This is a genomic window from Lysinibacillus sp. UBA6686 (assembly GCF_002455205.1).
Lineage (GTDB): Bacteria > Bacillota > Bacilli > Bacillales_A > Planococcaceae > Lysinibacillus > Lysinibacillus pakistanensis.
Genome location: NZ_DKJS01000081.1, coordinates 87,948 through 108,833 on the forward strand (window position 1 = coordinate 87,948; position 20,886 = coordinate 108,833).

At 35.9% G+C, this 20,886-nt stretch carries 19 protein-coding genes, 1 pseudogene and 1 riboswitch; of the genes and pseudogenes, 14 read left to right on the forward strand and 6 right to left on the reverse strand.

What is annotated here, in order from left to right; all coding sequences use genetic code 11:
* Positions 1–2: 2 nt before the first annotated feature.
* The 8 genes from resB to B2R82_RS22265 all read left to right on the forward strand — a co-directional run bounded on the left by resB (position 3) and on the right by B2R82_RS22265 (position 10,248).
* Positions 3–1,676 (forward strand): cytochrome c biogenesis protein ResB, encoded by a 1,674-nt coding sequence (gene resB / locus B2R82_RS22230; protein WP_286927106.1) that lies wholly within the window; start codon positions 3–5, stop codon positions 1,674–1,676.
* On the forward strand, positions 1,673–2,860 hold the full coding sequence (gene ccsB / locus B2R82_RS22235; protein ID WP_286927107.1) for a c-type cytochrome biogenesis protein CcsB: 1,188 nt from the start codon (positions 1,673–1,675) through the stop codon (positions 2,858–2,860). Before resB ends, ccsB begins: the two co-directional genes overlap by 4 nt.
* 259 nt (positions 2,861–3,119) lie before the next feature.
* Complete coding sequence (locus B2R82_RS22240; RefSeq protein ID WP_049668637.1) at positions 3,120–3,836, forward strand: response regulator transcription factor; 717 nt, start codon at positions 3,120–3,122, stop codon at positions 3,834–3,836.
* Positions 3,829–5,604, forward strand: a complete 1,776-nt coding sequence (locus B2R82_RS22245) for an ATP-binding protein (RefSeq protein WP_286927108.1) — start codon at positions 3,829–3,831, stop codon at positions 5,602–5,604. The genes B2R82_RS22240 and B2R82_RS22245 overlap by 8 nt, the downstream gene beginning before the upstream one ends.
* 89 nt (positions 5,605–5,693) lie before the next feature.
* Complete coding sequence (sigX, locus tag B2R82_RS22250; RefSeq protein WP_376781218.1) at positions 5,694–6,227, forward strand: RNA polymerase sigma factor SigX; 534 nt, start codon at positions 5,694–5,696, stop codon at positions 6,225–6,227.
* A complete protein-coding gene (locus tag B2R82_RS22255; RefSeq protein ID WP_286927109.1) occupies positions 6,224–7,507 on the forward strand; it encodes an RNA polymerase subunit sigma in 1,284 nt (427 codons plus the stop codon). The genes sigX and B2R82_RS22255 overlap by 4 nt, the downstream gene beginning before the upstream one ends.
* 194 nt (positions 7,508–7,701) lie before the next feature.
* A riboswitch (FMN riboswitch) is annotated at positions 7,702–7,892 on the forward strand.
* A gap of 217 nt (positions 7,893–8,109) precedes the next feature.
* Positions 8,110–8,697, forward strand: coding sequence for an ECF transporter S component (locus B2R82_RS22260; protein WP_286927110.1), 588 nt, complete (start codon positions 8,110–8,112; stop codon positions 8,695–8,697).
* A 204-nt stretch (positions 8,698–8,901) separates the two neighbouring features.
* The gene (locus B2R82_RS22265; protein ID WP_286927111.1) at positions 8,902–10,248 is read left to right on the forward strand and encodes a sodium-dependent transporter; all 1,347 of its coding nucleotides are present in this window, start codon (positions 8,902–8,904) and stop codon (positions 10,246–10,248) included.
* Between the two features lie 65 nt (positions 10,249–10,313).
* On the opposite strand, the gene B2R82_RS22270 is transcribed toward B2R82_RS22265, so the two are convergent.
* The 4 genes from B2R82_RS22270 to B2R82_RS22285 all read right to left on the reverse strand — a co-directional run bounded on the left by B2R82_RS22270 (position 10,314) and on the right by B2R82_RS22285 (position 14,182).
* Positions 10,314–10,700: an STAS domain-containing protein gene (locus tag B2R82_RS22270; protein ID WP_283871326.1), complete on the reverse strand. Its 387-nt coding sequence runs from the start codon at positions 10,698–10,700 to the stop codon at positions 10,314–10,316.
* A 140-nt stretch (positions 10,701–10,840) separates the two neighbouring features.
* A complete protein-coding gene (locus tag B2R82_RS22275) occupies positions 10,841–12,535 on the reverse strand; it encodes a methyl-accepting chemotaxis protein (protein WP_286927112.1) in 1,695 nt (564 codons plus the stop codon).
* A 78-nt stretch (positions 12,536–12,613) separates the two neighbouring features.
* Complete coding sequence (locus tag B2R82_RS22280; protein WP_286927123.1) at positions 12,614–13,045, reverse strand: ATP-binding protein; 432 nt, start codon at positions 13,043–13,045, stop codon at positions 12,614–12,616.
* 6 nt (positions 13,046–13,051) lie between these two features.
* Entirely contained in the window at positions 13,052–14,182 is a 1,131-nt protein-coding gene (locus B2R82_RS22285) for a SpoIIE family protein phosphatase (protein WP_286927113.1), read from the reverse strand.
* A 425-nt stretch (positions 14,183–14,607) separates the two neighbouring features.
* On the opposite strand from B2R82_RS22285, the gene glnA reads away from it, so the two are divergent.
* The 4 genes from glnA (at position 14,608) to B2R82_RS22305 (ending at position 17,674) form a co-directional block, all read left to right on the forward strand.
* Entirely contained in the window at positions 14,608–15,942 is a 1,335-nt protein-coding gene (gene glnA / locus B2R82_RS22290) for a type I glutamate--ammonia ligase (RefSeq protein ID WP_286927114.1), read from the forward strand.
* A 109-nt stretch (positions 15,943–16,051) separates the two neighbouring features.
* Positions 16,052–16,228, forward strand: coding sequence for a sporulation protein Cse60 (locus B2R82_RS22295; RefSeq protein WP_286927115.1), 177 nt, complete (start codon positions 16,052–16,054; stop codon positions 16,226–16,228).
* Between the two features lie 34 nt (positions 16,229–16,262).
* Positions 16,263–16,469 (forward strand): hypothetical protein, encoded by a 207-nt coding sequence (locus B2R82_RS22300; protein ID WP_283871331.1) that lies wholly within the window; start codon positions 16,263–16,265, stop codon positions 16,467–16,469.
* A gap of 341 nt (positions 16,470–16,810) precedes the next feature.
* The gene (locus B2R82_RS22305) at positions 16,811–17,674 is read left to right on the forward strand and encodes an AraC family transcriptional regulator (RefSeq protein ID WP_286927116.1); all 864 of its coding nucleotides are present in this window, start codon (positions 16,811–16,813) and stop codon (positions 17,672–17,674) included.
* Between the two features lie 39 nt (positions 17,675–17,713).
* On the opposite strand, the gene B2R82_RS22310 is transcribed toward B2R82_RS22305, so the two are convergent.
* Positions 17,714–18,226, reverse strand: coding sequence for a GNAT family N-acetyltransferase (locus tag B2R82_RS22310; RefSeq protein WP_286927117.1), 513 nt, complete (start codon positions 18,224–18,226; stop codon positions 17,714–17,716).
* A 229-nt stretch (positions 18,227–18,455) separates the two neighbouring features.
* Here B2R82_RS22310 and B2R82_RS22315 point away from each other — a divergent pair.
* Positions 18,456–18,713: pseudogene (locus tag B2R82_RS22315) on the forward strand (GNAT family N-acetyltransferase); the annotation flags it as partial.
* Between the two features lie 439 nt (positions 18,714–19,152).
* Here the strand turns inward: B2R82_RS22315 and B2R82_RS22320 are convergent.
* Positions 19,153–19,437 (reverse strand): Parvovirus coat protein VP1-like protein, encoded by a 285-nt coding sequence (locus B2R82_RS22320; RefSeq protein ID WP_286927119.1) that lies wholly within the window; start codon positions 19,435–19,437, stop codon positions 19,153–19,155.
* 279 nt (positions 19,438–19,716) lie between these two features.
* On the opposite strand from B2R82_RS22320, the gene B2R82_RS22325 reads away from it, so the two are divergent.
* Positions 19,717–20,766, forward strand: a complete 1,050-nt coding sequence (locus B2R82_RS22325; protein WP_286927121.1) for a DUF418 domain-containing protein — start codon at positions 19,717–19,719, stop codon at positions 20,764–20,766.
* Positions 20,767–20,886 lie beyond the last annotated feature (120 nt).

The window sequence follows — 20,886 nt, forward strand, 5'->3', positions numbered from 1 at the left end:
CTATGGAAAATATCATTTGTGCTTGTGGTCATAGTAACCCATATGGCACGAAGCTCTGTGAAAAATGTGGTCGCCCTTTAACTGAGGAAGGTAAGCAAACAAAAGTTGTTGATATGCGCTATGATGGATCAGCAATTCGATCGAAAACATACAACAAAACATTTATCGATAAAATTTGGAATTTTTTCTCGAGCGTAAAAGTAGGAATCGCCCTGATTATTATCACTTTGGTTGCTGCATCAATCGGAACTATTCTACCGCAAGAGATATATGTAAATGCTCCGGATGCAGGAAAGGCCGAGTATTATGAGAAGGTCTACGGCTGGTTTGGAAAACTTTATAATTATTTAGGATTATCTGATTTGTATAGCACTTGGTGGTTCCAAATCTTGGTTGGGATGCTAGCTATATCGATCATTGTCGCAAGCTTAGACCGTGGGATACCATTGCATAAGTCTTTGAAAAATCAACGTGTTAAACGGCATGAAAGTTTCTTGAAACGTCAACGCATTATAGCGGAAGGACAAGTTTCAAATCCTGAGGAAACACTCGAAAAAGTTCAGCAAAAAATGACTGACTTAAAATATAATGTTCGACGTGATGGAAGCGCACTTTTAGCAGAACGCGGCCGTTTTTCTAGGTATGGCCCATACATAAACCATGTCGGCCTTATTATTTTTTTAGCAGGGGTCATGATACGTTTAGTACCTGGCTTTTACGTAGATGAGTCGATTTGGATTCGTGAAGGTGAGACAAGAGCTATACCAGGGATGGAAGGCTATTTTATTAAAAATAATAAATTTATTTTAGAAACTCATAACAACAAGCCACAGGGTGAGCAAGTGGCACAAGGTGTCAATGTAGTAGCGAAAAACTTCCAAACTGATGTCACATTGTACAAACAACCTGAAGGCTCCCTTCCTGGTGACTTAGATAATCTTGAAAAGGTGAGAGATTACTCAGTTCGCGTGAACCATCCTTTAAAAGAAGAGGGTTTTGCCTTATATCAAATGAATTACCGACTGAATGAATTGAAGCAGATGAATTTTGATTTGGTGAATAAAGAAACTGGTGAATCACTTGGTAAGGCTGAAATTGATCTAACAAATCCTAAAAAGGAATATGACTTAGGAAATGGTTCCTCTGTACAGATTCTAGTTTATACACCAGATTTTTCTGGTTTTGAGAATGGGGAACCGCAAACGAAAACTTCTATCCCTAATAATCCAGCATTTTTATTTAAAATGAAAACACCAGAAACACCAGAGGGAGAGGTAAGTTTTGTTGAAATTATGAAGCCGCCCCTTGAACCGCTTGGAGAAAATAAATATCGAATGAAATTTGCTAGTGCTGACACACGAAATACAGCAAACTTTACCATACGTAAAGATAGTACAATACCTATTTTATTTGTAGGGGGTATTATTTTCATGATTGGTGTAGCAATTGGTTCGTATTGGAATCACCGACGTTTATGGTTACAGGTAGAGCCGGATGGAAAAGTGATCATGGCAGCTCATGTCAATAAAAACATGTTCAGCATGAAGAAAGATTTAGATGCTGTTTCATCCTTCGCTGATTTACCACCGTATATAGATCAGCTAGAGAAGTCAGAAGATGTCGAGAAGTCGACAAAACCAGCCATTACTAAAAAGGAAGGTGACAACACCTTATGAGTTTGATTGATATAAGCGGAAATCTATTGTATGTAGCATTTATAGCTTATCTTGTAGCAACATTATTCTTTGGTGGCTCGATTAAGCAATCAAATGCTACAGGCAAAAATACAGATAAATGGGGCAAGCTGGCTATTGCTATAACTATCATTGGTTTCCTTTCACAGCTCGGGTATTTTATTACTCGTTGGATTCATACAGGGCATGCACCTGTTAGTAACATGTTTGAATTTACAACAGCCTTTGGTATGTTCATTGTTGCTGCATTTATTTTGATTTACTTTATTTATCGCATGACAGCATTAGGATTAGTGGCATTACCTGTGGCTCTTTTAATTATTGCCTATGCAGCGATGTTCCCGAACGAAGTAAGTCCATTAGTACCATCTTTGCAAAGTCATTGGCTAACAATTCATGTTATTACTGCGGCTTTGGGGCAATCAATTTTGGCAATAAGTGCAGTAGCTGGACTGATTTATTTATTAAAAGTAGTAGATGTTACGAAGCCTACTAAAGAACGTTTTTGGTTAGAAACAGTGATGTTTTGCTTAGTAGTAGTAGTTGGCTTTGTCATTGCTACGTCTACATTTAATGCAATGGATTATGAATCTAAGTATTCTTATGTGGATAAAGAAGGTACGGAGCGTCAAATTACTTATAATATGCCACCGATTTTTGGGATGAATGAATTTAAAGCAATTGAAGAACAGGGTATGTCGCCAATTGTAGAAATGCCTTCACTTATTAATGCGAAGAAATTAACAACAGTTGTTTGGTCATTATTAGTAGGATCTATTTTGTATTTATTAATTCGTTTAATTGCACGACAACGTATTAGTGCAATATTCCAACCATTTGTTAAACGTGTCAATTTACAATTAGTAGATGAAATCGGTTACCGTTCCGTATTAATTGGTTTCCCAGTATTTACATTAGGAGCTTTAATCTTTGCGATGATTTGGGCACAAATTGCCTGGAGTCGTTTCTGGGGATGGGATCCTAAAGAGGTATGGGCGCTTATCACATGGCTATTTTATGCAGCATTCTTACATTTACGCCTTTCAAAAGGATGGGAAGGTAAAAAGTCAGCTTGGTTGGCATTAATCGGCTTCGGTATTATCTTATTTAACCTAATTGCTGTTAATTTAATTCTTGCAGGCTTACACTCATACGCGTCAAACTAAAGCGAAACCAGTACTTAGGGTAGAGGAATTTAAGCTAATACCTATATCTACTATGAAAACGCTTGTATAATAACGTCCTGTCTACATTAAGAGTTTGCAGGATGAACTAGTATGGAAGCACATATGGATTTTCAACGTCGCTAGTATTAGAAAGATAAGCCTTCTTGCTTGTGGCAAGAGGGCTTTCTTTTCTTTTCAATATGTGTCGAACCATGTACAATAGAATGTAGAGAAAGATTGGAAGAGAGGGATCGTGAAAGTGTCAGAAAATATTTCAGTGTTAGTAGTAGATGACGAGGATCGTATTCGACGCTTATTAAAAATGTATTTGGAGCGTGAAGGGTACCTTGTAGACGAAGCAGAAAATGGTGAACAAGCGATCGAAAAATCTTTAGAAAAAGAGTATCACTGTATTTTACTAGATATCATGATGCCTGAAAAAGACGGACTTGAAGTATGTGCAGAAATCCGTGAACGTGCAGCAACACCAATTATCTTATTAACTGCTAAGGGCGAAGAAGCAAACCGTGTACAGGGCTTTGAGCTTGGGGCAGATGATTATATTGTAAAACCATTTAGTCCACGTGAGGTAGTATTACGTGTGAAGGCTATTTTACGCCGTTCACAGGCATTCTCACCTTCGACAAATGCATCCTCCTCTAAAGATTTGGTTGTATTCCAGCATTTAATGATTGATCATGATGCCCATCGTGTAACAGCAGAGGGAATTGAGGTAAATTTAACACCGAAAGAGTATGAATTGCTTTATTTCCTAGCGAAATCACCAGATAAAGTATTTGACCGTGAACAATTACTTAAAGAAGTGTGGCATTATGATTTCTTTGGAGATTTACGTACCGTGGATACGCATGTTAAGCGCTTACGTGAAAAGCTTAATCGAGTATCTGAAAACGCTGCAAAGATGATTGTCACTGTTTGGGGCGTTGGCTACAAATTTGAGGTTGTCAATGAATAGAATATGGAATAGTGTTGTCGGGAAGCTATGGGTAACCATATTGCTTCTCGTTTCATTTGTATTATTTGTTTTCACGGTTTTGATGCTCGAATTTCTACAAAATTACCATATGCAGCAAGCAGAGATTTCGTTACGTCAAACTGCTGCAACGGTAGCAAGTATAGTAGATGATAATGAAACAGCAGAGTCAACGTCGGAATTATTAAAAGATATTTTACCCGAAAGCACGAATGCACTTATTGCTAATGGTGATAACGAAGTATCGTTTGCTTTACAGGAGGGTGTTAATAAAAAAGAAATACAGGATACAATTTTAGCGAATAAATCCTTCCATAAAATTTTCCAATCAGATGAACCGATTACGAAAGAAATGATGATGCCATCATCTACAGAAAAGGAAAAAATAGAATCGTATGTTGTCCTCGGCTTCCCATTAAATGTAGAGAATGCGGTGCATGGTGCTGTCTTTATATATCAAAGTCCGGATGCTCTTCATAAAACATCGAAAGAAACAACTAAAATTGTCTTTTTATCTGCCTTTATAGCCTTTGTGCTGACGACATTCTTTGCCTTTTTCCTATCCTCACGTATTACCTCGCCATTGCGTAAAATGCGTGAATTGGCATTTGAAATTTCAAAAGGGAATTTTGAAGCGAAAATGCCAACAACACAAAATGATGAAATTGGTCAGCTTGCCGTTGCCTTTAATCAAATGGGTCGACAATTAAAGCATAATCTTGAAGTAATCAATCAGGAAAATGAACAACTTTCAAATATATTGACATCGATGACAGATGCAGTCATTACATTTAATCGGGATCGTACAATATTATTAAGTAACCCACCAGCAGAGCGTTTAATGCAAAAATGGTTTGTTAATAAGGGCTCTCAAAGTGCGAAGCCAATTCCACCAGAGCTATATCATATGCTGGATCATGTTCTGATGTTTGAGGATAAATTGGAAGAAGAAATTGAGATGGATGGAAATTATTATACGTTTACGATTAGTCCTCTTTATAGTGGGGAATTGATACGTGGAGCAGTCGCTGTTATTCGTGATATGACAGAGCAGCATCGCTTAGAAAAGCTGCGTTCAGATTTCATAGCTAATGTATCTCATGAGCTTAGAACGCCAATTTCAATGCTTCAGGGCTATTCTGAGGCCTTAATGGATGATGATTTTATCCAGGATCAGGAAGAACGTAACGAGATAACAAAAATTATCTATGATGAATCGAAGCGTATGGGACGTCTAGTAACAGATTTATTGGATCTAGCTCGTATGGAATCGGGGCATATGACACTTTATAAGGATGAGCTCCCAATTAATTCTACATTTGAACGGATAACACAAAAATTTGCTCAAGTCGCTAAAGAGAAGCATGTTCGTCTACTATTTGATAGTGAATTTAATGATGACGCTAGGATAAGTATTGACGAGGATCGGATTGAACAGGTGTTAACCAATTTAGTTGACAACGCACTCCGTCATACCGATGAAGGGTCAGTTACTGTCAAAATTGAGCAGGAGCCAACCTTTGCAAAAATATCTGTTCAGGATACAGGACATGGCATTCCACATGATGACTTACCTTATGTATTTGAACGATTTTATAAAGCTGACAAAGCCCGAACGCGTTCTAAAGGCGGAACTGGCCTAGGTTTAGCTATTGCTAGAAATATTGTAAAGGCACATTCAGGAACGATTATGGTAGACAGTGTGCTGAAAGAGGGTACGACCTTTACGTTTTATTTACCTTTCGAGTAATTCATATTATTGCCTTTTAGTGGTATTAATTGGCTGTAACTTCTGTAAACATAAAGACGACAAATATAATAGAACGGGGGTGGAGTGCATTGAATGACTCCGTGTTCCATCGACTGTACGATGCATACCATCAAGACGTGTTCCAGTTTCTTATTTATTTAGTAAAAAACCGTACACTTGCTGAAGATTTAGCGCACGAGGTTTATGTACGAGTGTTGCGCTCATACGATCAATTTGCAGGAAATAGCAGTGAAAAGACATGGCTATTTGCCATTGCTAAAAATGTTGCAATTGATCACTTTCGGAAGCAGGCAGTACGCCAGAAGCATTCACTTGATTTTTTTGACTGGGAAACGGAACAACTCCATTCAAACACACCATCACCGGAAGATATGTTGGAAGCCAGTGATGAATTTATGCAGGTAGAGTCTGCACTTGAAAACTGTACAGGAGACCAAAAAATGGTTATCATTATGCGCTACTTTCAAGATTTATCGATTGCAGAAACAGCACAAATACTAGATTGGACAGAAGCGAAGGTAAAAACGACACAGCATCGTGCCATCAAATTTTTGAGGCAACAGCTACAACAGGTTAGAGAACAGGAGGCGAAAAGGCAATGACACATAACCAGTTTGATGATGACCAGCTAGAACATGTATTGAACAATGCCCCTAAGCTTTCTGACCGCCGTTCTAAAGAAGAAATATTAAATCGCTTATTGGCAGATGCCCGCTTGCAGGATAATGTTCATCTGCAAGAAGCCATCCAGCAGCCAATAGAAGAAATGTCAGTCCAGGAACAACAGCAAAGTACAAAAACAACAAAGCGCAAAAACCGGAAATGGCCAATCCTTATGAGTGTTGCCGCTGTTTTCGGATTAACAGTAGGTGTAGGCTCTATGTTTATGAATAATAATCATTCTAAGCTAGATCAGGAAACGGCACCTGACATTGCTCCGTATTCTACTATGGAAGATGCGCCAGCTGTCAAAAGTGCTGAAAATCATGATAGTTTTTTGGATTCGAGCATTGTTGCAGAACATGCTAAAATTATGTCTTTACGTACCTCTGTGTATGAAGAAGACTTAACGGATGCCGTTGTCTTCCGTATTGGTTTAGCAAGCAGGGATGTAGAAAGTGTACCAATGACATATGTTATTCCCAATGAACGGGTTGAAGCAGATTTTGGGAAAGAAAAACCTTCTACATTACAAATGTATAAAAAATATGCACCACAAATTGAAGAGGAAGCAAAAGGCTTTACGAACTATCATCCATATCAAGGTGAATTGAAGGAAAAGGATGATAAGTTGATTCATGTATTACCTGAGAAAAATGATTATGATGTAGCTTCTGCACCTGTGAATGAGTACAAGGGAACCTTGCAGGATACATTTTCAGACTCAGAATATACAGAGGTTGAGTTTGAAAACGCAGACGGTACACCATACGAGTTCTCTCAAGAAGGAGAGCAGAGTAAGGCCATGTCGTTAACAGGTCCAAGACATTTTAATTATTACTTATATAAGGACCAGAATAATGGGGCTGAATATTTATCACCTGATTTTCGTCAAACTTTTTCCTCGGTAACAGAAGCGATTACGGGTATGCGCAATAAAAATGATGATTTCTATGTTCCTGTCGTTCCTGAAAATGTGACTTATACTGTGCAAGAGGTTGCTGAGGGTGTAATTGTAACCTTTAATGATCCTCTTGATTTCACAACAATGGACCCAGTTCGGGCAACACAATTAATCGAAGCAATGATGCTAACGGCTGCAAGCTTTGATAAACAATTACGTCTAGATAATGTAGTTCAGGAAAGCTGGGAAGGCTTTGATTTTAAAAATTTCCTACCCAAGCCAGTTGGCCCAAACAAGCAATATATGGAGACGCCATAGAACTTTATGGTGAAGTTTAAGGAGTATTCTCGTACATCGACAGTGGGACGAGAATACTCCTTATTGATTTTGTGGTAATAAATCATCGAACTATCCATAAAACATACAAATCTAATAGGATTTTTTAAGCAGAACTATTTACTTTTTCTAAATAATTCATTATAGTAAAGCTGTAGAACAAAAATAATATATTGATTCATCTTCGGGGCAGGGTGAAAATCCCGACCGGCGGTAATAGAGTTGTAAATCGCTAATGTGAAAAACATTGGCTCTAAGGATTTACCAAAGACTCTTCAGCCCGCGACCTGTGCAAAATTTTTTTTGCATGGCTGACTTGGTGTAATTCCAAGGCCGACAGTTAGAGTCTGGATGGGAGAAGATGGAGGTACGATCGTCATTTGTTATTTTACATTGGTTATGAACGAGCGTTTTTTCAATATGGCTTTAAAGCCTGCTCAAAAATAGCTAATTAATGGCGTTTATTAATCATGCCTATTCTCCCTTATGCAAAAATGCATAAGGGTTTTTTTGTGAATAACATATGATTAGGTCGTAGCCTTTCTTCTTGCGAGATTGAATCAGCAAAGAGGAGAGAGTTTTCAATGAAGAAAAATGTTAAACTTCAATCGTTTATTACGATTGGCATGCTGAGTAGTATTTCGTTTTTATTAATGCTATTTAATTTCCCAATTCCACCATTCCCGGCGTTTTTGGAAGTGGATTTCAGTGATATGCCTGCATTATTAGCAGCCATCACTATGGGACCTGTAGCGGGAATCCTAGTAGAGTTATTTAAAAATGTATTGGATTGGATTTTCTCAGGCACGCCAACGGGAGTACCAGTAGGACATATTGCTAACTTCACAACAGGTATTTTATTTATTTTACCAGTATCCTTTATTTTTAAGCGTTTTAAAAACATTGGGGGTCTTATTGGGGGCTTGGCAGCAGGCACAATCGTTATGGCGGTTGGTATGAGTGTTCTTAACTATGCTGTATTTTTACCGATGTACACGTACTTTTTAGGGATGGAGCCTGTTGTAGGGGATTCATTATATACAATGATTGTGGCTGGAATCTTGCCATTTAATATTGTCAAAGGTATTTTATTAACTGTTATCATGGCTTTATTATTTACAACTATGCGCAAATGGATTGATCGTCAGCGTCATATGTATTTATCAAAATAAGATTATAGTTAACCTCGAGTGATTTCATAGGCTCGAGGTTTTTTTATAGATAGAACGCTTGAAGTAATGAATAGCAATGTGAAGGTGAAGGATAGAATCTTTGAAATAATGGATAGATTCATCAAATGAACTTAATCTAGTCGAGCCCAGTAATTTCATGTAGAATTAAGAAAGAGTTTAGAAATGCTAGAGGAGTTTGAAGAGATGAGTGAGAAAAAGGGACAATGGTCTAGTAAACTAGGCTTTATTTTGGCATCCGCAGGTGCAGCAATCGGATTAGGGGCAATTTGGAAGCTTCCATATGTTACTGGTCAAAGCGGTGGGGGAGCATTTTTCCTAATCTTTGTTCTATTTACGTTGTTAATTGGTTTACCGATGCGATTATCAGAATATGTGTTAGGTCGTGGCACCCAATCTGAGGCGGTCACTGCCTATAAAAAAGTGGCACCAACGAAGCTAGGCTGGGCATGGATTGGCCGCATGGGTGTACTGGGGTGTTTTTTATTATTAACTTTTTATAGTGTTGTGGGTGGTTGGATTTTTATTTATAGTGGTCTTGGTGTGGCTGGAACAGTTATTGATCCCGCTAATAATCCTAGTGAACTATTTGGAAAGATTATAGGTACGCCTTGGATTACTTTACTAGGTTTAGGGTTATTTACGCTAGCTAATGTACTAGTGATATCTCTTGGTGTGCAAAATGGGATCGAAAAGGCCAATAAGTTTATGATGCCACTATTGTTTATTATGTTTATTGTACTTGTTGTCCGAGCAGTAACATTAGACGGGGCGATGGAGGGTGTGAAATTTTTCTTATGGCCGGACTTCTCTAATATTACGGGAAAGGCTATTTTAGAAGCGTTAGGACAATCCTTCTTTGGCTTAGCAGTAGGTTTTTCCTGCCTTGTAACCTACAGCTCCTATTTAAAGAAGGATGTAAGTTTACCTAACTCGGCGGGCTCAGTTGTTCTTTTAACGGTACTTGTATCGTTTTTAGCAGGATTAGCGATTTTCCCGGTGGTATTTGCCTTTGATTTAGAGCCAGCTTCTGGACCAGGCTTACTGTTTATGGTGCTACCGACAGCATTTAGCCAAATGCCATTTGGTGAAGTATTTTTAGCGTTGTTTTTATTACTATTTTTATTTGCAACGTTAACATCTTCCTTCAGTTTATATGAAATTATCGTTGCAGCATTTATAGAAAAGGGGCGAATGTCTCGTTCAGCATTAACACTTTTATTAGGTATAGTAGTCTTTATTGCTGCAATTCCAGCAGCACTGTCATCTAGTACCTTAGCTGATGTATCATTCTTCGGGAAAACAATTTTTGATGCGACAGATTTTCTAGTATCGAATTTAATGCTTCCATTAGGAAATTTATTAATAGCTTTCTTTATTGCACATATAGCCGATAAAGAATTTGTGAAACAGGAATTACTGATGGGAAGTCAGATGGGGCAGGGGTACTATTCTACATATCGATTATTAATGTTAATTGTAGTACCGATAGTTATTCTTGTTGTTTTACTAAATATGCTTTTACAATATTAAAAAAGCAGGGGTGTATTCCATTCTCAGGAATACACCCTATTGTAATAATGGGGGCAACGATAGGGTTAATATTCGTTAAGTGATAATTCTCCTAGCCAGTCTTCTTTAATCATCTTTCTTGCTTGCTCTTCGCTGTTTGTAATAGGAAAAACTTTATCAACCTGTGAAATAGCGAATAAGTTGCGGATGAAATCATCGACGACAATAATGGCGATTTTCTTTTCTTTTAAAGATACTTTTTTGGCAAAGTTGACAATCATACCAAAGCCAGTACTATCAATATTTGTTACCTTTTGCATATCGATAATATAGCCATGCTTTGTTTCTAAATTAAGGGATTGAAGATCTTTTTTTATATCCTCAATCAGCCCGTATTCTAAATCGCCAGTAAACGCAATTAAGATATAATCAGCCTTTGTGCCAACATCCATCGCAATTTTCTTCTGATTCATACTATAGCGCCTCCATTTTCCTTTTCATGTTTATCGATTAATTTATATTTGGCATTGTGGGAGTCGTGCACGTCCGTATAAGCAATTGTTTTAATAAACTCCCACTGATTCTAACATACATAGTATCATTTAAGCCTTAATTAAAACTTAAATTTATTGACCTCGTTTTGTAATTTATCAGCAATTGTTGCTAATTCATCTGAGTTTTGTGTTATCTCTGCTACGGTTGCATATTGCTCCTCGGAGGTAGCTGCGATTTCCTCTGTTGCTGCCGCAGCGTCTTCAATGATGCGAGAAATGTCATGAATAGCTTGTTGAACACCTAAGGAGTTGTCATTGACATGTGAAAATGCTGACTTCATTTGTTCAACACCTTTTTCCGTCTCTACAACCTTCTCCACAATCTCTTTTAAGGCAGTTCCCCCCTTGTTGATAATTGTTACTTGCTCCTCTACCGCAAGTAGATTACTTTCCATTGTACGAACTGTTACTGACGTTTCGGCTTGAATATCATTTATAAGATTTGTAATTTGTCCAGATGCCAGGCTTGATTGCTCGGCTAACTGACGTACCTCTGAGGCAACAACCGCAAAGCCTTTTCCTTGATCTCCTGCGCGTGCAGCTTCAATGGCTGCGTTAAGGGCAAGTAAATTTGTTTGCTCTGCAATACCCGTAATCACGGTGATAATACCACCAATTTCTTCAGAGCGTTTACCTAGTTTTTGAATAGAGTCTGTTGCATAAGAGACGGTTTGCGTTACAGCACTTAAATGCTTAATTGCTTCATTAATCGCTTCTTCTCCTTTACGTGCAATTTTCGATGATTCTATTGCACTAGTCAAAGTCATTTCAGCTTTTTGTAAACTACTCGATGCTTCTTCAATTGTTTTTTGCATCATTGATACAATTTGCTCAGCTTGATCGGATTGTGTTGTTGTTCCAACAGCAATTTCATTCATCGTTAATGCAATTTGATTAGAAGCCTCGCTTGTTTGGTGTGATGATTCAGCCAATGAGTGGGAAGAGTTAGCGATCTGATTAGCGCTGCCAGCCACAATTGTTATTGTTTCTGTTAAACGATCCTTCATATTACTGAATGCTTGTGCTAAATCTGCTATCTCGTCTTTGCCTTTAGGATTTAATAATTTTACATTCAAATTTAAATCTGCAAGCTCTTGGGCATTGGAACTTAGGATATTAATTGGATTAATGATTTGTCGTTGTAAAAACCAACTAATACCGACAATTAATAGAATGGCAATCCCTAAGGAAACGGCTATATTTTCAAGGGCAGATTTTGTTGCAATGCTTAAATAAGGAGCTGTTGGAACGGCCGTTGCCCATACGCCTATTACATCACCTTTGCTATCTAAAATAGGGTCATAGGCTCCCTGGTGCATGCTTCCTAAAACACTCGCTGAACCAATAAAACGTTTTTTTTCTCCTAATACTACAGTGGCAACTTCGTCAGATACTTTCGTATTTAAGGCACGCTGTCCGTTTTCAACTATATTAGTACTAATTCGTGTATCTTTTTGGAAGATTGATACAGCATTACCGTTTGTTAGTTCTCCGACTTTATCAGCGATTTCAAAATTCTCAACCATATTGACATCGCCTTTATATAATTGATTATTTTTGATGGACCAATCTCCAGGGAATTTTGCATTTAAATATTCATAGCTTACCTGAATATCTGATAGTAGCTTAGTATTAGCGCTTTCTAAAAGATTTTTTTTCGCAACATAATAATTTATTCCTGCTAAAAGTGAGGTAAGTAGTAATATACAACTAAAGATTAGCAGGCTTATTTTTTTTCGGATTGACACTCTCATTAAAACTCCTCCCAATTATACGTTTATAGGGTGTGATGTTGAATCTTATTCCAGAGTTGAGTAATGTTTAAAGATTCATCAAAGCCCTTCATTTATATATATTTTTTTTGAGACACCAACTAAAAATTTTGTTTCCGAAATATGCTCAAACCAAATATCGTCAACCATATTTTTAACAAAAAATAAACCACGCCCACGATCTGAATAATCAATTTCATTTAAATCGTATTGAAGAACCTTATCCCAATCATTTTCAGCTATCCCTTTTGCCTCATCTGTAACAGTTACTTTTATTTCTTCATTGGATTGGTATACATGTATTTGAATTTCCTTTTCTGAGCATGCATCCATTTTCCCCATTGCTTCAACAGCATTTATAACTAATTCATGTACAACAAAGCGTAATTCTTTTTTATAAGGTAGATTATAAACATTTGCATAATTGTCCATAACTTGGTCTACGAATGCTATAGCTTGTGTATCAGGATTTACATTGAGCGTGAATTTCATCACCAATCACCTACCCTGTAATGTAATTGTTATTGAAACTACTGTTATATCATCACTGTGATCATTGTCGAATAAATTGTACTTTTGAGAAAATTTTTGTAAGGCATAGCTATTTTCTTGTGAGGCATAGGAATGGAAAAAATCCATATCGATATCGTGTTGTTTATTTAATGTCAATAATCCATCCGTATAAAGTATAATGCGATGCCAGCCAGATAAAGGAATTGTTTTTTTTATGATAGGAATTGTAGGAAATAGACCAAGAATGGGTGTGTTCGCTTGAAGAAATACTGTCTCTCCGTACTTTCCAAATAAAAAACCAGCTGGATGGGCTGCATTCACATAGTGTAATGTTCCATTTTTTGTATCAATAAGTATGTAGATAGCGGTCATTAAAAAACGGTCCATATCTTCATCAGAAAAAAGCTCGTAAATTTGACGATTCAGCTCCCGAATAACTGTTACAGGGTCGATTAATTTTGTAATCATGCCTTTTAACAGAGATCGAACGGACATGGTAACAAGCGATGCGGCGATGCCATGCCCCATAGCATCATATAAGAGAATAGCCGTCAAATGTTCATTAATCTTGAACCAACAGTACATGTCACCTCCTAATGTATTGGATGTAACATAAAGCCCATCAATCTGTATGTACTCGAGATTTAATGGTGGTGATAAAGCGTTTTTTTGAAACTTTTTTGCAACGATTAAGTCTTTTTGAATCATGCTCTCTTGCTGCCTTCGAAGTTTTGCTTCATTTTGATATTTAGTGGCTACTTGAATTCGAGTTTTAAATTGTGTGAAATCAAATGGCTTTAAAATAAAATCAAATATTCCGGCTTCAAAAACTCTATCAATCGTAATTGTTTTTTCATAAGTAGTAGCAAGAAGGATTGGGACATCAATCCAGTTTATTAAACGATTAATTTGCTGACATATTTCTTCGCAATTTTTAAGTGTTAATTTTGCATCAAGAATAATTAGTTCCAGCTCTTCTTTCAAAGAATCTAATAAATAATTCATTGCTGCATCAGGGGAGGAAAAGCAATGAATATCTTTGATGTCTATACGATGAAAATATTTTTGTAGACGCAATACATCATTACTTACGCCGCCAATAATTAGTACTGACATACTTCTTACATTCACCGCCTTATGTATCTTTAATAGAAGATTTTTAGGAATTTTAAGTTTCATTCTAACTATATTATATACGCCTTATTTACTTAGCTGATGAACAATATAGAAATTCTAATTTGCTATAAATTTACCAATAAATATGGCATTATACAAGACTATTGTGATATAAAATGCAGAAATATTATTTCTTATTTAAATTCCATAAAACAAATTATGAAAATCTTTGTTGTACAGCTTTCGTTCATATGTAAAAGGAATCTTAAATGAGGCTCTATATATCTATAAAAAAGATAAATATCTTCGAAAAAAACAATGTAATAAAAATTTACATGTGTATTGCGTTTTTTTCTTTTATAATGTAATTTAAAAGCAGTTATTAATAATGTATGTTAATTAAAATTACATTGGAGTGGTGGAAAATGAAACATTATACGAAAGAAGATATTATACGCCAAGTGGAAGAAGAAAATGTGAAATTTATTCGCCTACAATTTACAGATATATTAGGAACAATTAAAAATGTTGAAATTCCTGTAAGTCAATTAGAGAAAGCATTGGACAATAAAGTGATGTTCGATGGTTCATCCATTGAGGGCTTTGTACGCATAGAAGAATCAGATATGTATTTACGTCCAGATTTTAATACCTTTGTCATTTTTCCTTGGACAGCTGAAAAGGGCAAGGTAGCGCGCTTTATTTGTGATATCACAAGACCTGATGGTACACCGTTTGAAGGTGATCCACGTTCTAATCTAAAGAGGGTATTAAAAGAGATGGAGGAGCTTGGTTTTACTTCATTTAATTTAGGACCAGAACCTGAGTTTTTCTTATTTAAACTTGATGAAAAAGGGCATCCAACACTCGAATTAAATGATAGTGGAGGCTACTTTGACTTAGCGCCAACAGATCTAGGTGAAAATTGTCGTCGTGACATTGTATTAGAGCTAGAAGGAATGGGCTTCGAGATTGAAGCATCACATCATGAGGTGGCGCCTGGACAGCATGAAATTGACTTTAAGTATGCCAATGCAATTGAAGCATGTGATAATATTCAAACATTTAAACTTGTTGTAAAAACTATTGCAGCACAGCATGGTTTACACGCAACCTTTATGCCAAAGCCATTATATGGTGTTAACGGCTCTGGAATGCATTTCAATCTATCTTTATTTGAGGGAAGTAAAAATGCCTTTTATGATGAAAATGCAGAACTGCAATTAAGCCAAACAGCACGTAGCTTTATGGCTGGCATTATTAAGCACGTCCATGGCTTTACTGCAGTCACGAATCCGCTTGTGAATTCCTACAAACGTTTAGTGCCTGGCTATGAGGCTCCTTGTTATATTGCATGGTCTGCTCAAAACCGTTCACCACTCATTCGCATTCCGGCTGCAAGAGGCCTCTCAACACGCATTGAGCTTCGTTCTGTTGATCCTGCAGCAAATCCATATTTAGCGATGGCTGTTATTTTAGCATCAGGGCTCGATGGGATTCGCAATGATTTAACACCTCCAGACGCTGTTGATCGAAATATTTATAAAATGTCTCGAAATGAACGGGAATTAAATGGTATTGATAGTTTACCATCATCATTGGAATTTGCACTAATTGAATTAGAAATGGATCATATTGTATGTGAGGCACTTGGAGAACATATTTTTGAAAAGTTCACAACTGCTAAAGAAATAGAATGGAATAAATACCGTACACGTGTCCATAACTGGGAACGTGAAGAATATTTAAGAATGTACTAAAAGGAAGTGTTAGAGCTTTTTCGCTCTAGCACTTCTTTTCCGCTTGATTGGTTTTTTTGTGACAAACCTTTCCTTTTAATTTAATATAAATAGAGGGGGAGGAAAATATATGGTGCAACCGACTCAAGTAGTAACAATCCAAAATAATGATATTGTACATTTTGAAAATGATATTAATAACGCACTTTTAGATTTAAGTGAATATCTAATAATCGATATTAAATATAATACTTTATACATTGGAGAACAGACTGTTATACATTCAGCTCTAATTATTTATAAATAATACGTTTCATAACTAATTGAAAGGGGCATGTCCTTTGTCAAAAATTTTTATGCTGTCCGTTACTAAAAGAATAGATGAGCTTGAAGAAGTACAAAGTGTAATGGAAAAAATATTTCCCAGGAAATCTGCATTAAAGGAATTTCTAGAAAAGGAAGGCTATTGCAAAGCAGCGAAAAATCAATATATAAAAATCAAAAATGAATCGATATATGAAGCAGCAATTGAAAAAATAAAGCTTTGAAGCAATGCACAACTAGAAACGAATATTAATCTTACCAAAAAACTATAAAGAAATATTAAGTCATGTTCATAGAGCGTGACTTTTTGTTACGATTATTTTACATACGGATACTCAAAATTTATTGTTTCGAAACGCTATTAGGCATCCAAAAATTAAGTGATAACTATTTGTTGATATCGTCTTAAGAATGAGTATATCTACCCTTCAATAACTGGATATCAATAAGAATTTATTTAGTAAACATTTCTTCAAAGAGTATGAATGAATCTGTCCAAAGAAAGCATAAAAAAACAGGATTAAATACTGTCGTTTCGTTAATCTATATACAAGGAGTGAGAGCAATGAGTTGGATTGAGTCGATTCAAAAAGCTATCAATTATATCGAAGTGCATTTATTAGAGGATATTACTATGGAGCAAATTGCACAAGAGGTTCATTCTTCAGTCTTTCATTTTCAACGGACTTTCTCAATTTTAACGGATATGTCCATTGCAGAGTATATAAGACGTAGGAGATTAACATTGGCTGCACAAGAGTTGCTAAATACTGATGAAAAAATAATCGATCTCGCCTACAAATATGGCTATGACTCTCCTGAAGCTTTCACAAAGGCATTTCGCAAGCAACATCATGTAACGCCTAGTGAAGCTAGAAAAAAGCAAGGTCCATTACAATCATACAATCGCCTGGTCATCCAGGTAAGCCTGAAAGGAGCAGAACCAATGAAGTATAGAATTGAAGAAAAAGAAGCATTTCAAGTAGTAGGGGTAAAAAGAACTTATAATTGTCAAAGTGGTGAAAATACGAGAGAGATTCCTCAATTTTGGAATGAAATGAACAGTAAAGACTTTGATAAGCAGTTAATTCAATTAAATAATGGAGAAATTAAGGGTGTACTTGGTGTTTGTGTTCCTGATTCAAACTATGCACAGAATAGCCTGATCGATTATTGGATTGCCGCTGATCATGTAGGAGATGTACCAGATAATTTACTGGCAATGGACATACCAGCATCTAAATGGGTTGTCTTTGAAGTGCATGGTCCAATGCCAGATGCTATGCAGAATACTTGGAAACAAATATATTCTGAATGGTTCCCATCTAATCCTTACGAACCGATAGCATCCGCAGAGCTTGAAGTGTATTCTGAACAGGATCCATTTAGCCCTGATTGCTATTCTGAAATTTGGATACCGATTAAGTAAGATAAAAGGCCAAGAATGATGATTCTTGGCCTTACGAATTTATTGTATTAAAGCATAAAGACTAATATCATCCGATGTTTCAGCTTCGGGCGATGTTCCTACATAACTGAAATTTAACTTCTCTAATACTTTTATAGAGTTCTTATTTGCAGACTCAACTTTGGCTTCAATTTTTTTTATGTTCAAAGTTGTGAAGGCATAATGAATTAAAGCTGTAATACTTTCCTGCGCATAACCCTTTCCCCAATAAGCTTTCGCAAGCTCATAACCAATTTCTGCGGTATGGTTCTCCACATTAAATGAATTAAATCCACAAGAGCCAATAATCTTATGAGATGTTTTTTCAATAATTGAAAAACGAATAGCTTTCTGCTCCTTCGCTAATTCATTAAGTAGTGTAATCATCTCTTGTGCCTGTTTAATATCCGTTAAATTAATAATATTCATGTATTTCGTTACGTCTGGATCAGACCAAATTTGAAATAAATTATCGGCATCCTCTATTTTCATTTTTCTTAAATACAGTCTATTCGTGTCAATTTGTTCTATCAATACTTTTACCTCCAAGTTTTTCATTTTGTTTGGATGAAAAATATTGCTATCTGTGCATCATTCAGTCCCTTCAAATGTTTATACTAGACGCATTTCCAATAGTAAACAACAGTTCTACTATTTACAATATACATTATAATAAGATTGGAGAAAAGAAATGATAAAAGTGAAAGAAGAGGATTTTTTGGAAATAAGAGAGATTATTTAAGAGGCACCGACATTCCTTTACAGTGTACTTAAACAGATTATAGAAGGCAACATTTATGCCGATAATGCAAACTATCATTCAATACTAATACAGACAAAATCGGGAATATATTATATTTATGGCGATTCTCCTGATGTAAGTAAAATTGTAACGCTGCAACAAGAATCGCATGAACACAACAAACGCTTCACATTATTTACTTATTCGGATGATTGGAGCGCAAAGATTAATCAAGAATTAATAGGGGATGAAATTACAACGATATACGTTATGCATTGATAAGAATGTTTAATGAGAGGGAAAAACATCATTCAATTGATTTTGAATGCTTTAAGATTAATCAGCAATATATTGATCATAGTAAAGAATGTACTTATCAATACTATTAAGAATATTGGGATAATTTGAAGATGGTTTTGGTTTTTGTTTTCAGCATGAAGGTAAAATGATTAGTGAAGCGGTATCTATTTTTAGGTCGATGCAATAGGCAGAGGTGGATATATTGTAAATGACCAGAATTATTGAGGAGAAGGGTTCGCAAACATGATTGCAGAGACATTTTTATAGACTATTGCCTTTTAAACAATATGAAGCCTTGCTGGAATTGTGATCTTGTATCATTTAGTCACTAAGCTGGGCTTTACAAATCCAAGAAAATACACAGTTTATACTAAATTATAACTGGTTAAAAAGCTCACACAATGTGAGCTTTTTCATCTTAAAAGAAGCGATTACGTATTTCGAAAATATTGTAAAATAATTTAGCATCTCTAGCCATTTTATTATTTGTCTTCATATAAGGCCGTAAGCAGTTTTGAAACAATTCATCACAATGTTTTGTACTACCGTATCGAGCATAGCATTCATCATGTTGCTTACAGCATGCATCTACAGCATTCGTTGGTGCACCTGGTCCTGAACAACCTGGTCCACAATATTTATAGCCTGGGTAACAATATTTATAGCCTGGGTAACAAAAACCAAGCTTACGCTGTCTGTTCATCGTCAAACTCCTTTCTAAAAGAAATAGTTATTATAAAATATGAAATTTTGAATTGAAAAAGGGGATTTAAAACTAGTAAAGGTGAAAAAATGAAGGGTAATACAGAATAATAATTTGTAAGGTTACTGTAAGCTTTAAAAAAAATAGGTGTAAGGATGGAAAGCTATGATAGCAATAGCACAATAAGATTAAGGGGCACAAGCAGCTGTCGATCCAATTCGGCTTGCCCAAGAGCTTCACTTATGCTAAAAAAGTTTGAAAGATAAGGAGTTTTACTGTATGAATTCATCCGTTTCACAAAAAGAAAGAATAGTTTCCTTAGATATTATTCGAGGATTAGCACTGTTTGGTATTTTATTTATTAATGTGGCTGCCTATCAGTTAATTGTAGAGGGAGGACCGATGCCTGACTATAGTGGAATAAATGGTCTAATCGATCGACTAATCGATATGTTTATTCAGAAGAAATTCTTTTCAATTTTTTCCTTCCTGTTTGGTGTAGGCTTTTATATTTTTGCTTCTCGTGCAGAAGCTCGGGGCGATAAACCAAAATGGCGTTTCGCAAGACGTTTATTAGCCTTGCTTTTAATAGGCATTATTCATATTTTTATTTTCTGGGGTTCAATTCTTGCCATTTATGCCGTAATAGGTTTCTTTTTATTACCTTTTTATAATGCAAAGGTTGCAACGATTGGTAAATGGCTCTTTGCATTTATAACTATTCATGTGCTTGGTATTCTGGGACAAATTTTTATGCCGAATAACGATGCTCTATCAACAGCATTTAGTTTAGTTGGAAATGATGCAGTAACTATTTTTATTATGTTTTTAACTGGTTTTTTAGTGGCAAAAGCAGGGTGGATTAATCATGTAAGTGACTATTCCAAACAAATAAAATGGGTACAATTTATAACATTCCCTTTCTTTATAGGAATCTCGATATGTATTTGGTTTGCGTCTCAAGGGGATAATGAAAATCTATCATTACTAATAGGCTTAGGGGTCATTCCAACCACTTATTTTTATTTAGCTTGTTTATTTACTATTTTAGAGAACGAAAAAATTGCTAAATTTCTTCAACCGATTGGAAGGGTTGGACAAATGGCGTTTACCAATTATTTAGCTCAAAGCTTTATTGGACTAGCGATTATATCTTTAATGGGACTAGAGGTTGTTTCACCCTCGGATACTGTGCTAATAGCAAGCCTAGTCTTTGTGATTCAAATAATCTTTAGCGTTATTTGGTTTAAATTCTTTAAAATGGGTCCGTTTGAAAAGGTATGGCGCTTTATGACATACGGAAGAAAGGGCACTACAAATAAAAAATAAAGCATGTAAAAAATCCCTAACAGCTAGTTTTTGAGACTGTTAGGGATTTTAATAATTAAGAGTTTCTTCTATTATATATGTGGTATTCTCTGAAGTGAATTAAAGCATTTCTGAAGTTGT